This is a genomic window from Rathayibacter sp. PhB186 (genome assembly GCF_003751825.1).
GTDB classification, from domain to species: Bacteria; Actinomycetota; Actinomycetes; order Actinomycetales; family Microbacteriaceae; genus Rathayibacter; species Rathayibacter festucae.
Genome location: NZ_RJKO01000006.1, coordinates 246468 through 259975 on the forward strand (window position 1 = coordinate 246468; position 13508 = coordinate 259975).

Here is a 13508-nt window from a genome sequence, read left to right on the forward strand (position 1 = left end):
GCGGGTGGCCGAGGGGCTAGCGTGTGCCGCATGCCCGCCTCCTCCCGCCGTGTCGTCCCGGCGCTCCTCGCCTCCGCCCTCGTCGCCGGGGCTCTCGCCCTCCCGGCGCCCGCCCTCGCCGACACCGCTGTGAAAGCGGGGACGAGCGGAGGCACCAGCTCCGGCGACCCGTACTTCCCCGGCCTCGGCAGCTCGGGCTTCGACGCGCTCAGCTACAGCCTGTTCCTCACCTACGACCCGGCACCGCGGGCGCTCACCGGCCGCGCTGTCGTGACCCTCTCGCCGACGCAGGAGCTGAGCTCGTTCTCCTTCGACCTGCGCGGGCTGACGGTCTCGAAGGTCTCGGTGAACACGAAGGGCGCGGCCTTCACGCAGGTCGGCGACGAGCTGACGATCACGCCGTCCCGCTCGCTGAAGAAGGGCGCGCCGACCCTGGTCGACATCCGCTACGCCGGCACCACCGGCAATCCGGTCGACGGCACCGGCGCCCCGTACGGCTGGTGGTCGACCGACGACGGCGCCCTGGTCGCCAGCGAGCCCGACGGCGCCTCGACCTGGTATCCGGTGAACGACTCGCCTGCCGACAAGGCCCGCTACTCCTTCACCCTCACCGTGCCGGAGGGGCGCACCGCCGTCGCCAACGGGGTGCCGGTGGGCTCGCCGGTCACCCGCAACGGCTGGACCACCTCCAGCTGGGTCGAGACCAGCCCGATGGCGAGCTACCTCGCGATGGTGAACATCGGCGACTACGACCTCGTCCGCTCCCGGGCGGGCGGCGTCGTCAGCATCGACGCGGTCGATCGCGACATCACCGGCGAGGCGCGTGCGAGCACCGAGGCCGCCCTCGCGCGCCAGGGCGAGATCATCGACTACTTCACGGGCGTCTTCGGCGCCTACCCGTTCCGCTCCGGGGGAGCCGTCGTCGACGACGAGGAGATCGGCTACGCGCTCGAGACGCAGGGACGCTCGTTCTACTCGGGTAGCGCCGACACCTCGACCGTCGCGCACGAGATCTCGCACCAGTGGTTCGGCGACAGCGTCACTCCGCGGCTCTGGTCGGACATCTGGCTGAACGAGGGCTTCGCGACCTACGCCGAGTGGCTGTGGGCGGAGCACGACGGCGGCCCGACCGTCGCGGAGTCGGCCGCAGAGGTCGCGTCGATCCCCGCCGACGACCCGTTCTGGGCCACGCAGGTCGCGGATCCCGGCGCGCTCGGCCTCTTCGACAGCCCGATCTACGCACGCGGCGGACTCACCCTGGTCGAGCTGCGCTCCACCATCGGCGACGAGGCCTTCGGCACGCTGCTGCAGCGCTGGGCCGCCGAGAACCGCTACGGCACCGTCACCACGGCCGACCTGCAGGACCTCGCCGAGTCCGTGTCGGGCCAGGACCTGACCGCCTTCTTCGACACCTGGCTCCGGACCCCGTCGAAGCCCGCGGGCCTGTAGGCGTCTGCTGGTCGAGTAGGGCGGCGCACGTCTCAAGATCCATCCACCGGGCGACGGTGGATCTCGATACGCCCTCTGCGAGGGCTACTCGATCAGCGTGAATCGGCGCGGGTGCGCTGTTCTTCACAGGCAGGCGCGCGCATTTCATGCTGGTCGAGTAGCGCGCAGCGCGTATCGAGACCCACCCGCCCGGTGGTGGTGGATCTCGATACGCCCTCTGCGAGAGCTACTCGATCAGCATGAATCGGCACCGGCGTGCTGAGCAGGCGTGACGGACCCATGTTGGTCGAGTAGCGCGGAGCGCGTCTCGAGACCCACCCGCCCGGTGGTGGTGGATCTCGATACGCCCTCTCCGAGGGCTCCTCGATCAGCATGGATCGGCACCGGCGTGCTGAGCAGGCGTGACGGACCCATGTTGGTCGAGTAGCGCGGAGCGCGTCTCGAGACCCACCCGCCCGGTGGTGGTGGATCTCGATACGCCCTCTCCGAGGGCTCCTCGATCAGCATGAATCGGNNNATGTTGGTCGAGTAGCGCGGAGCGCGTCTCGAGACCCACCCGCCCGGTGGTGGTGGATCTCGATACGCCCTCTCCGAGGGCTCCTCGATCAGCATGAATCGGCACCGGCGTGCTGAGCAGGCGTGACGGACCCATGTTGGTCGAGTAGCGCGCAGCGCGTATCGAGACCCACCCGCCCGGTGATGGTGGATCTCGATACACACCCTGCGATGGCTACTCGATCAGCATGGGGCGGGGCGTGACGAGACCGGCGTCCGTCAGAACGGGGGTGGTGAGTCCTCGAAGCGGGGGCCCGGTGGGGCGCCGGCGAGGGCCGGTCGGCGGATCGTGACGAGGCGGCCGGTGGGGGTGGTCCAGACGATGCTGCCGTCCTTGCGGGGGACGTAGCTCCAGCGGTCGCCGTGGCGGACGTGGTGGTGGGACGTGCAGAGGCAGACGAGGTTCTCCAGCGACGTCTCTCCGCCGTTCCTCCATTCGAGGGTGTGGTCGGCCTCCGCCCGGGACGCGGTGCGGGTGCAGCCGGGGAAGCGGCAGGTCTGATCGCGCAGCTGGAGGTGCAGGCGCATCTGGGGCGGCGGGACGCGGTAGGTGCGGCCGACCGAGACGACCGCGCGGGTGTCCGGATCGGTGAGCACGCGGGTGAACGACGCGCCGGTCGCGACCAGGGCGCGGGCGAGGTCGGCGGGGATGAGGCCGTAGCCGTCGAGGTCCGCGGGCGCGTCGTCGAGACCGACGGCGGTGGATGCGGCGAGGGTGAGGCGCACCTCGGCGCGGATCCCGGGCACGTACGACGCGGACAGCTGCGGTCCGTCGCTCGCGGGAGTGGTGCCGGCGATGTCGCCGTCACGCAGCAGATCGGTGAAGACGTCCGCTTTCAGCTGGGCCAGCGTGCGCTCGTCGCCCCCCTCGCGGAGACTGCGGGCGATGCGGTCGACGCGCTCGGCGATGCCCATCGCGTCCGGCGCGGGCAGCAGCGCGCAGAGCGTCGCCATGCCGTCGACCTCCGGCGAGATCCAGACGGCGCGGTCCTGCCTCGCGCGAACGTGCCGCTGGGCGAGGGGCTCCTCGTGCAGCTCGTCGCGGAGCCGGGCGACGATCCGCCTCAGCTGCGTGGGCGTCACGTCCGGTGCGACCTCCGCGGCGCGCTCGTCGAACCGGGCGCGGGAGGCGGGAGGCAGTGTGGCGGCGGTGGCGCAGACGATCTCGCTCGAGTCCCACAGCAGCCGGCCCTCGGCCAGCAGGGCTCGGATGCGGGGGAGGTCCTCGACGAGCAGCCGGGCGTGCTCGAGGACCGTCTCGGTCGCTCGCTCGGACAGGCGGAGCTTCGCCGCGAACTCGGCCCGGATGGACCGCTCGACCAGGGAGTGCGCCTCGCTGCGGGAGAGCGAGTTCCCGCGGGCGAAGGCGTCGGGGACGGTGACGGCCGAGCGGTAGGCGAGGTGCAGGGTCTGCGCGCGGGTGAGGAGCAGCTGTGCGGAGGTGCGTCCGATCTCCGCGGCGATGTCGGTCAGCGCGTCGACGGCGGCGAGCGCGCTCGGCTGCCCTGCCGCTCCCGGGTCGCTGTGGTCATCCATACGCGTATTCAAGCAGGGACCACCGACACCCGAGCGGCCGTCGGGCGGGGCCCTAGGAGAACCCGCGGATATCCGATCTGTGGAGGAGCTATGCCCCCACGTCGACCGCCGCGCCGGCGGCCCGCCCGTGCAGAGTGACGATCGGCGCCACCTCCGTCCAGCCGAGGCTCGAGTAGAGCGCGCGCCCGCCGACGCTCGCCATCAGGAGTCCCGTGGTCGCGCCGTTCTCCGCCGCCCACGTGCTGAGGCCGGTCATCACCAGGCCGCCGAGGCCGCGGCGGCGGAACCGCGGAGTCGTCTCGATCCGATCGAAGACGGCGTCACCGCCGCTCAGCGCCGCCTGTCCGCGGGCCGCGACCTCGCCCTCCGCCTCGATGCGGGCGTGCGCGACGCGACCGCTCGTCTCGATCCGCACCTGCGCCGGCCTCGCGTCCCTCCGGAGCCGGGTGGCCATCATCCGCTCGTCGCTGGTCACGGCGTCGAGGCCGGCCACCGCGTCGCGACCGCGCTCGTCGAGGTCGCCGACGATCGTCAGCCAGACGTCGGGCGCGGTGACGGCGGCGGCCAGGCGGCGCAGCTCGGGCAGCGACGGCTCGGCGATCACGTACTCCCGGGAGCGGGTCTCCGCCGCGACCTCGACGAGCCGGCCGTCCCCGTCGCGCCGCACGAGCATCCCGCGCGACGCGCACCACCCCGCCACCCAGCGGTCCACCAGCTCTCGCGACGCGTCCATCACGGCACCGTACTCGGACACCCGGCCGCTCCGGCCGAGCACTCACCGGATCGAGACGACGAGAGCGAGGCCCGCGAGGGTGGCGGGCAGCGCGAGGAGGCACCAGAGGATCTCCCACCCGTGACGGCTCTTCGGAGCGGTCGTCAGGCGGACGAGGGTGAGGACCCAGACGGCGAGGGCGCTCGACAGCGCGACGATCCCGGCGGAGAGGAGGAGCGCGTCTCCTGCGGCGTCCTCCTCCTCTGTCGGCGACTCTCCGAAGAAGGTGAGCTTCGAGGCGAAGCCGAGGTACGCCAGCACCAGGGGAGCGGCGATCGTCCCGAGGACGGCGATCGCCGCGATGACGATGCCGAGGGGGAGTCGTGAGGTCGGCGGCCTGTGCGAGCTGGTGGGATCGCTCGGGGGAGGGTCGGTGGGGCGGGCGCGCGGCAGCTCGACGGTGTCCTCCTCGCGTCGGCGTCACGGTTCGACGCGGCCTGAACCTAGCCGCCGCTGCGGGAGACCGTGCGGCTGGCGCATTCCGTCGCTCAGTGGACGGGGTCTCCTGGGACAGACGTCAGCAGACTCCGCTGGCCGAGGGGTGCGACGAGACCTGGCGTCGTTGCGCGCGTGGATCTCGATACGCCCCCTGCGAGGGCTACTCGATCAGCATGATTGTGCATGAACTCGGGCGCGATGCCAGCAGGATCACGCGGGCAGCCCGTCCCATGCTGGTCGAGTAGCGCGGAGCGCGTATCGAGACCCGCGTTCTGCAGGACGGTGGATCTCGATACGCCCTCTGCGAGGGCTACTCGATCAGCATGAGCCGCGACAGCGACCCGTGCTCCTCTGCATGCTGGTCGAGTAGCGCGCAGCGCGTCTCGAGACCCACCTCCGGCAGAACGGTGGGTCTCGAGACGCCCTCTGCGGGGGCTGCTCGATCAGCGGGGAGTCCGGGTCACTTCTCCGGGGTGACGACGAGGCCGACGCCGCCGCCGCGGCGGACGGGCTCGGCGGCAGCGGTCATCAGGCCGGAGGGGTCGACCTCGATGGCGGCCACCGCGCCGATCTGCGCGGCCGAGGTGAAGGTGTCGCCGGAGGGCGTCAGCTGCTGGCCGAAGGGCGCGAGGTCGTCGGCGTAGGCCTCGATGAAGCCGGGCTCGGCGGAGGTGGACGCCGTGTTGCGCTGCGACGCCCGGGGCGCGGCCACCGCCTCCGGCAGGGTCATGCCGAGGTCGATGCGGTTGACCAGCGTCTGCAGCACGGTCGTGATGATCGTCGCTCCGCCCGGTGAGCCGACGACGAACTTCACCGCCCCGTCCTCGAGCACGATGGTCGGCGACATCGAGGAGCGCGGGCGCTTGCCGGGCTCGATCCGGTTCGGGTCGCCCTCGACGGGGGTCGCGGAGAAGTCGGTCAGCTCGTTGTTGAGGAGGAAGCCGCGGCCGGGGACGGTCATCGCCGAGCCGCCGGTCTGCTCGATCGTCAGCGTGTAGGACGCCGCGTTTCCCCACTTGTCGACGACGGAGAGGTGCGTGGTCGAGACGTTCTCGGTGTCCGGCTGCTCCGCGGTGAGCGCGGTCGCGCAGCCGACGCCGTCGAGCGCGCCCGGGGCGACCGGCCGCGTGGAGGCGGCCGCCGGGTCGATGGTGCAGTCGCGGGAGTCCGCGAACTCCTGGCTGAGCAGCGTCTCGGTCGGCACGTCGACGAAGGCCGGGTCCCCGACGTACGCGCCGCGGTCGGCGAAGGCGCGGGCCGACGCCTCGAGGTAGAGGTGCAGGGCGCTGCCGGTGTCCTCGGCGGCGAGGTCGTGGTTCTCGAGGATGTTCAGCGCCTCGCCGATCGCGATCCCGCCGGAGGAGGAGGGCGCCATGCCGTAGACGTCGAGGCCGCGGTAGGACGTGTGAGTGGGCGCCTGCTCGGCCACCGAGTAGCCGGCGAGGTCGTCCTCGGTCATCGAACCGGCCGGGGCGGGGAGGGTCGCGCCCTCCGCGAGCCGCGGGTTCTGCACCGTGTCGGCGATCTCGGCCGCGAGCGGTCCGTCGTAGAACGCGCTCGGTCCGCGGGCGGCGATCCGGGCGAGGGTCTTCGCGAGGTCCGGGTTGCGGAAGGTGCTGCCGACCGCCGGAGCGTCGCCACCGGGGAGGAACAGCTCCGCGGTGTCGGGGAACTGCTGGAAGCGCTGGAGGTTGTCGAGCGTCTGGCTGCGGAAGGTCTCGTCGACCGGGAAGCCCTTGGCCGCGAGCACGATCGACGGGGCCAGCACGACCGGGAGCGGGAGGGTGCCGAAGCGATCGACCGCGGCGTCCCAGGTCGCGACCGTGCCGGGGACGCCGACCGCGACTCCGGACGAGACGAGCTGCGGGGTGAACGGGTACGGTGCACCCGTCGCGGGGTCGAGGAACGCGTCCGGAGTGATGCCGGCCGGCGCCGTCTCGCGGCCGTCGATGGTGCTCACCTCGCCGGTCTTCGCATCGAAGTAGACGAAGTAGCCGCCGCCGCCGATCCCGGCGCTGTACGGCTCGGTGACGCCGAGGGCCGAGGCCGTCGCGACGGCGGCGTCGGCCGCGTTGCCGCCGCGCTTGAGCACCTCGAGGCCGACCCGGCTCGCGAGCGCGTCGACCGAGGAGACCGCGCCGCCGTAGCCGACCGACGTCGACGGCGAGACGACCGGACCGCCGAGGGCGTCCCGGAGCTCCTGCGCGGACGGCAGACCGCTGCTCGGGACGCCGGGGAACGGCCAGTCGAGCGCGGCGGCGGGTGCGGCGCCCGCCACTCCGAGGGAGGCGACGGCGACCAGCGCGAGCGCCGCCCGTCGGAGACTGCGGATCGTGGCCATGGGGTTCCTCCATCGGAACTCGGTGCGGGCGGAGCAGGTGCGTCCAACCTAGGCCGGTGGCGGGTCGAGGGGCCAGCACTCCGCGCCTCCGAGACGGGGGAGGGCGGGCCGGGGACGGCGGAAGGGCCGCCCCGGTGGGGACGGCCCTTCTGCGATCAGTGCCCGGGCGATCAGTGCCCGGGGATCAGCGCTTCACGGTGAAGGCGAGGGTGATCGCCTTGCCCGACTGCGCGCCGGTGACCGTGACGCTGTAGTCCCCGGGGGTGGTGGGGGCCTTCGCGGTGGCGGTCAGCGCGCCGTCGTTGAGGTCGCGCGTCGCCGTGCGCTCGGTGAAGAGCGGCGCGGAGCCGATGAGCTGCGTGTCGCCCTGGAAGCCCTCCGCCGTCAGGGTGATCCGGGCTCCGGGCGCGAAGGTGCTGCCCGAGAGCTCGGCGGTGGCGCCGAAGCTCAGGTTCCGGATGTCGCGGTCGAGGCCGAGCGCGTTCGAGATGGTGAAGAACGTGTCGGTCTGGTCGGTGAGGCCGGCGACGTTGGCCGCGCCGGGTCCGTAGGCCGCGATGCGCAGCTGCGTGCCGGTGTGCTGCTGCGAGCCGCCCTCGGCGGCCGTGCCGTAGGACACCTTCATCGTGCTGCCGTCGACTGTCTTCAGCGCGGTGCTGAGCGAGGTCGGCGGGGTGGAGTCGACGATCTGGCTGGAGTGCGCGTGGTCGGCGGTGACGATGACGAGGGTGTTCCCGTCCGCCTCGGCGAACGCGAGCGCGGCCTGGACGGCCTCGTCGAGATCGACGGTCTCGCCGATCTGGCCGCAGGCGTTCGCGGCGTGGTCCTGCTTGTCGATGCTGGCGCCCTCGACCTGGAGGAAGAAGCCCTCGTCGCCGGTGTCGAGCAGGTCGATCGCCTTCTCGGTCATCGCGCGCAGGGTGGGCTGCTCGGCGGGACGCGAGGGGTTCGCGACGCAGGTCTGCGGCGCGGCGTCGGCGCCGCCGACGGTCGCGGGGGTCGGCGCGTAGCGCACGGGCAGGTTGCCCGAGTTGAACAGGCCGAGCACCGGCGCATCCTGGTCGGCGACGGTCAGCGCGTCGAGCTGGTCCGCCGTACCGGCCGTCGTCGCGTCGCCGACCACCTGGTAGCCGCGCTCGTCGGCCTGCTGGAACAGGGTCTGCCCGGCCCAGTCGCCCGCCTTCGCGGTCTGAGCGAACGTGGCGGAGCCGCCGCCGAGGGTGAGGTCGGCGCGGGTGTCGAGGATCTGCTCGCTGATCGAGCCGAGTCCGCCGTTCTCGAGCGCGTCGTTGCCGCAGCTGGCGCTGTCGGGTCCGTAGCAGCTGCGCGCGTCGACGTGCGCGGCCTGCACGGCCGGGGTCGCGTCCTGGATCTCGGCGGTGGTGACGTTGCCGGTCTTCAGACCGTTCGCCTTCGCGATCTCGAGGAGGGTGTCCTTGCGCTCCTGGTCGATGTCGACCGAGATCGCGTTGTCGTAGGTCTTGGTGCCGGTCGCCCAGGCGCTGCCGGTGGCGGCGGAGTCGGGCACGTAGTCCGGGGCGCCCTTGACGGCGCCGGTGGCGGGGTCGTCGGCGCGGTAGAGCGAGTACGTCGTGTACTGGCCGGTGATCGGCAGGGCGTCGATGCCGGGGAAGCGGCCGGCGGCGCCGTACGCGTAGTTGCGGGCGACCGTGATCTCGGAGTCGCCCATGCCGTCGCCGATGAGGAGGATGACGTTCTTCGCGTCCTGCTCCTTCACCGCCGCGCGCAGCGAGTCGGAGAGGTCGGCGTCGACGGGGGAGATGCGGGCGGCGCCACCGGTGGCGGCGAGGTCGGCGGCGCCGATGGCGGTGGCCGCGCCGGGGGCGGCCAGGGCGGCGGCGCCGACCAGGGCGACGGCCGTGAGGGCCAGTGCGGTGCGTCCGCGGTGCGCGGAGCGGGGCAGTCGTGTCACGTCGGGGACTCCTTGGGGTGAGGGCCCCTGAGAAGGGGCTCACCCAGCACACTCCTGATTCCCGCTCCCGTGGGTGAACGGAGATGCATAGCCGGGTGAACTTTCCGCGCGCCGGTCCCGGTGGCGACCGCGTGCGGTGACCCCGTGCGGGGGACAACCCGGGCGGATCCGGCACCGGACCGACCGGCGGGCGCTAGCGTGACGCCCGGTGTCCACCGCACCGCCGAACCCGCCGAGAGGACCCCATGACCACGCCCCGCCCCGTCTCGCGCCGCACCGCGACGACCGCCGCCCTGTGGAGCGCCCCGGTCCTCCTCGCCGCCTCCGCCGCCCCGCTCGCCGCGGCCTCCGGAGAGGTCGGCGCCGCGCTCGGTGTCTCCGGCGGCCTCTCGAACGGCGGCGGCGACCTCTACGCCGGCCAGTTCACCCCGGTGGTCTCGGCCTCGCAGGGCAGCGAGCCCGTGCGCGACATCGTCGCCCGGGTGACGTTCGACACGGGCGACAGCGACGTCGTGCTGTCCGACTTCGTCCTGGAGGAGGGCCCCTGGGTCGTCGTGGAGCCGCTCGGCTCCCGCACGCCGGGCGTCGTCGTCCTCGCCTGGTCGGACGCGACCGGCCTCCGCGACGGCGAGTCTCCGGTCTCGCCGCAGTTCAGCGTCCACGCGTCGGGCTACATCGTCAGCTGCCTCGTGGCGCTGTCGAGCACCTCGGCCGCTCCGGCCAGCGACTACCTGATCATCGCGGTCGTCTGACCGGCGGCCCTCAGAGCGTGACCGCCGGCCCTCAGAGCGCCCGCGGCCGGTAGGTCTCGATCAGCGCGTCGAAGAGCCTATCCATCCGCTCGTCCACCGTCCGCCGCGCCGGGTCCGCGTCGTACCACTCGACGATCTCGCGTGCGCCGTCGCTGAAGCGGGTCGAGGGCGCGAATTCCGGCACCAGGCTGCGGATCTTGGCGTTGTCGAAGACCATCGAGTGGGCCTTGTCGCCGACGATGCCCGCGCCCAGCTCCGGGTCGGCCGCGGCGATCGCGTCGGAGGTGACGTGCACGATCCGCGCCTCGGCGCCCGCGGCGGCCGCGAGGTCGTGGTGGATGCGGTCCCAGGTGGGCGTCTCGTCGCCGGTGATGTGGAACGCCTCGCCGATCGCCGCCGGCGCGCCGAGCAGCCCCACGAGGCCGACGGCGACGTCGCGGCTGTGGGTGATCGTCCAGAGCGAGGTGCCGTCGCCGGGCACGACCACCTCGAGGCCGCGCCGCATCCGGTCGATGACGGTCCAGCCGCCGTCGACCGGCAGCGCGGTGCGGTCGTAGGTGTGCGAGGGGCGGACGATCGTCACCGGGAAGCCGGTGCGCCGGTACTCGCCGACCAGCAGGTCCTCGCAGGCGATCTTGTCCTGCGAGTAGCTCCAGTACGGGTTGCGGAGCGGCGTCGACTCCGTCACCGGCACGCGCGCCGGCGGCTTCTGGTAGGCCGAGGCCGAGCTGATGAAGACGTACTGGCCGGTGCGACCGGCGAACAGGTCGATGTCCTGCTGCACGTGCTCCGGAGTGAAGGCGGCGAACTCGATCACCGCGTCGAAGCGCTCGGTGCCGAGGGCCTCGCGCACGGAGGCGGGATCGCGGACGTCGGCGGTCAGCGTCCGGACGCCGTCGGGCAGCGGGCGGATGGAGGTCCGGCCGCGGTTCAGCACGGTCACCTCGTGCCCGACGGCGAGAGCGCGGCGGACGCCCTCGGAGCTGATGATGCCCGTTCCTCCGATGAACAGAACGCTGAGGGGCACGGCGGACCCGACCTTTCCGGATGAGGGCTGCGCGCTCCGCTCCGGAAGCGGAGGGACGTCGTCGAGCACCGCCTCCATCAGCGCACACTCCGGCGCTCCCGTCGAGGGGGTGGCGGGACCCTCCCTCCGGCGGCGATCGCGTCCTAGCGTGGAGGCATGACCCTGCAGCTCACCCTCAACAACGGCGTCACCCTTCCCGCTCTCGGGCTCGGCGTCTTCCAGAGCGCGCCCGAGGAGACGACCGCCGCCGTGCAGTCGGCCCTCGAGGCCGGCTACCGCCACATCGACACCGCCGCCGCGTACGGCAACGAGCGCGAGGTCGGCGAGGGCCTGCGCCGCTCGGGCCTGGACCGCTCGGAGGTGTTCGTCGAGACGAAGGTCTGGGTCACCGACTACGGCTACGACGAGACCCTGCACGCGTTCGAGAAGGCCACCGGCAAGCTCGGCGTCGAGCAGCTCGACCTGCTGATCCTGCACCAGCCCGTCCCGTCCCGCTTCGACACCACCGTCGCCGCCTACCGGGCGCTGGAGAAGCTCCTCGCCGACGGCGGCGTGCGCGCGATCGGCGTCAGCAACTTCACGCCCGCGCACCTGGCGCGCCTGCTCGCCGAGGTCGACGTCATCCCCGCCGTCAACCAGGTCGAGCTGCACCCGTACTTCGCGCAGCCCGACCTCCGCCGCGAGCACGCCGAGCGCGGGATCCTCACCCAGGCCTGGTCGCCGATCGGCGGCATCACCTTCTACCCCGGCTGGGGCGACGAGCGCCGCAGCGTGATGGACGACGCGACGATCGGCGCGATCGCGGCCGAGCACGGCAAGAGCCCGGCGCAGGTGATGCTCCGCTGGCACCTGCAGCAGGGCCGCTCCGCGATCCCCAAGTCGACGAACCCCGAGCGGATAGCGGCGAACATCGACGTCTTCGACTTCGAGCTCTCCGACGACGAGCTCGCCCGGATCGACGCCCTCGACACCGGCGTCCGCAGCGGCCCCGACCCGGACGTGGAGCGGCCGGCGCTCTTCGAGCGCACGATCCCCGAGGCGTGAGCCGTGACGACGCCTCCCGACGCCCAGCACCCTGACGCCCAACAGCACTACGCCCCGCACCCCGCACAGGAGGAGACACCATGACCGACCCGATCGGCATCCCCGAGGCCACCGCTCTCGAGAGCACCCGCCGCACCATCGCGATCCTCGGCGCGGGCGGCGACCTCACCGAGCGGCTGCTCCTGCCGGGTCTCGGCCGCGTCGCCGAGCTCGCGCACGACTCCGAGCTGACCCTGATCGGCGCCGCCCGCACCCCGCAGACCGACGACGAGTGGCAGGGCCTCGTCCGCCGCAGCCTCGAGGCCGCCGGGATCGCGGCGCACACCGTCGACGACCTCGCCTCGCGCGCCCGCTTCGTCGCCACCGACGCCTCCGACCCGGAGCAGCTGAAGGCCCTGCTCGACGCCTGCCCGACGACGCCCGTGCTCTACGTCGCGCTGCCGCCGGCGATGGGCCACAAGGTCGCCGACTCGCTGTCGAAGCTCGAGCTCCCCGAGGATCTCGTCGTCGCGATCGAGAAGCCGTTCGGCGAGGACCTCGACGACGCGATCGCGCTGAACGCCGCCTTCGCGCCCGTGATCTCCGAGGACCGCCTGTGGCGCATCGACCACTTCCTCGGCAACGCGACCGTCATGGGCATGCTCGGACTGCGCTTCGGCAACCGCCTGCTCGAGGCGAGCTGGAGCGCCGAGCAGATCGAGAAGGTCGAGATCGTCTACGACGAGACGCTCGGGGTCGAGGGGCGCGCCGCCTTCTACGACGGCACCGGCGCCCTGCGGGACATGCTGCAGAGCCACCTGCTGATGGTGCTCGCGCTGACGACGATGGAGCGCCCCGAGGAGGTCTCGCCCGAGGACGTGCACGAGCGGATGGCCGAGGCGCTCGGCGCCGTCCGCCTCTGGCGCGACGACCCCGCCACCGCGCGCCGCGCGCGCTACACCGAGGGCCGGGTCGACGGCCGGTTCTTCCCCTCCTACGTCGACGAGCCCGACGTCGATCAGGAGGCCGGCACCGAGACGCTCGCGCAGCTGCTGCTCCAGGTCGACACGCCCCGCTGGGCCGGCGTGCCGTTCGTGCTGCGCTCCGGCAAGGCGATCGGCGACCCGCGACACGAGGTCGCGGTGCACTTCCGCGCCGCGACCCCGCCGCGCGGCCTGGCCGGCGCCGACGACGGCGCGGGCACCGTCCTGCGGATGTCGCTCAAGGGCGGCGACGTCAGCCTCGACCTGCTGGTGAACAGCGCCGACGACCTCACCGACCTCGAGCGCACGACGCTCCAGGCGCAGCCCGGCGCCGCCACCCTCGACCCCTACGCGCAGGTGCTCGCCGGCATCCTCCAGGGCGACACCCTGCTGTCGGTGCCGGGCGCCGTCGCCGAGCAGTGCTGGCGCATCATCACCCCGGTGCTCTCGCACTGGGCCGAGGGCGGCACTCCGCTCGACGAGTACGAGGCCGGAAGCGCGGGCCCCGAGGGCTGGTAGCGGGCGAGCAGCCCCGCAGGGCAGAGCGCTCCATGCTGGTCGAGTAGCCCCGCAGGGGCGTATCGAGACCCACCGTTGTCAGCAGGGTGGATCTCGAAGCTTCTATTTGTCAAGGTCGGCAGAGGAGGGGGAAGAGTTCGCGGCAGAGGGCTCGTTTGAGGAGGCGGAGGATGTCTTTCT

At 72.7% G+C, this 13508-nt stretch carries 10 protein-coding genes; 4 read left to right on the forward strand and 6 right to left on the reverse strand.

Annotated features, from left to right (window positions below; all coding sequences use genetic code 11):
- Positions 1-30 precede the first annotated feature (30 nt).
- Positions 31-1449 (forward strand): M1 family metallopeptidase, encoded by a 1419-nt coding sequence (locus tag EDF45_RS15980; protein WP_123736977.1) that lies wholly within the window; start codon positions 31-33, stop codon positions 1447-1449.
- 774 nt (positions 1450-2223) lie between these two features.
- On the opposite strand, the gene EDF45_RS15985 is transcribed toward EDF45_RS15980, so the two are convergent.
- The 5 genes from EDF45_RS15985 to phoA all read right to left on the reverse strand — a co-directional run bounded on the left by EDF45_RS15985 (position 2224) and on the right by phoA (position 9024).
- Complete coding sequence (locus tag EDF45_RS15985) at positions 2224-3540, reverse strand: HNH endonuclease signature motif containing protein (RefSeq protein WP_123736978.1); 1317 nt, start codon at positions 3538-3540, stop codon at positions 2224-2226.
- An 88-nt stretch (positions 3541-3628) separates the two neighbouring features.
- A complete protein-coding gene (locus tag EDF45_RS15990; RefSeq protein WP_148060307.1) occupies positions 3629-4273 on the reverse strand; it encodes a GNAT family N-acetyltransferase in 645 nt (214 codons plus the stop codon).
- A 42-nt stretch (positions 4274-4315) separates the two neighbouring features.
- Positions 4316-4573 carry a hypothetical protein gene (locus tag EDF45_RS15995; RefSeq protein ID WP_123736980.1) on the reverse strand — a complete coding sequence of 86 codons (258 nt, stop codon included), beginning with the start codon at positions 4571-4573 and terminating at the stop codon, positions 4316-4318.
- A 637-nt stretch (positions 4574-5210) separates the two neighbouring features.
- A complete protein-coding gene (ggt, locus tag EDF45_RS16000) occupies positions 5211-7091 on the reverse strand; it encodes a gamma-glutamyltransferase (protein WP_123736981.1) in 1881 nt (626 codons plus the stop codon).
- Positions 7092-7275: 184 nt separating this feature from the next.
- The gene (gene phoA, locus EDF45_RS16005) at positions 7276-9024 is read right to left on the reverse strand and encodes an alkaline phosphatase (protein ID WP_185020221.1); all 1749 of its coding nucleotides are present in this window, start codon (positions 9022-9024) and stop codon (positions 7276-7278) included.
- A 245-nt stretch (positions 9025-9269) separates the two neighbouring features.
- Between phoA and EDF45_RS16010 the strand changes: the two genes are divergently transcribed.
- Positions 9270-9776 (forward strand): hypothetical protein, encoded by a 507-nt coding sequence (locus tag EDF45_RS16010; RefSeq protein ID WP_123736982.1) that lies wholly within the window; start codon positions 9270-9272, stop codon positions 9774-9776.
- Between the two features lie 31 nt (positions 9777-9807).
- Here EDF45_RS16010 and EDF45_RS16015 read toward each other — a convergent pair whose 3' ends face one another.
- Positions 9808-10803, reverse strand: coding sequence for an NAD-dependent epimerase/dehydratase family protein (locus tag EDF45_RS16015; protein WP_260312237.1), 996 nt, complete (start codon positions 10801-10803; stop codon positions 9808-9810).
- Between the two features lie 156 nt (positions 10804-10959).
- Between EDF45_RS16015 and EDF45_RS16020 the strand changes: the two genes are divergently transcribed.
- Together EDF45_RS16020 and EDF45_RS16025 are read left to right on the forward strand one after the other, a co-directional pair.
- Positions 10960-11847, forward strand: a complete 888-nt coding sequence (locus EDF45_RS16020; RefSeq protein ID WP_123736984.1) for an aldo/keto reductase — start codon at positions 10960-10962, stop codon at positions 11845-11847.
- A gap of 80 nt (positions 11848-11927) precedes the next feature.
- The gene (locus EDF45_RS16025; RefSeq protein ID WP_123736985.1) at positions 11928-13328 is read left to right on the forward strand and encodes a glucose-6-phosphate dehydrogenase; all 1401 of its coding nucleotides are present in this window, start codon (positions 11928-11930) and stop codon (positions 13326-13328) included.
- Positions 13329-13508: the final 180 nt, after the last annotated feature.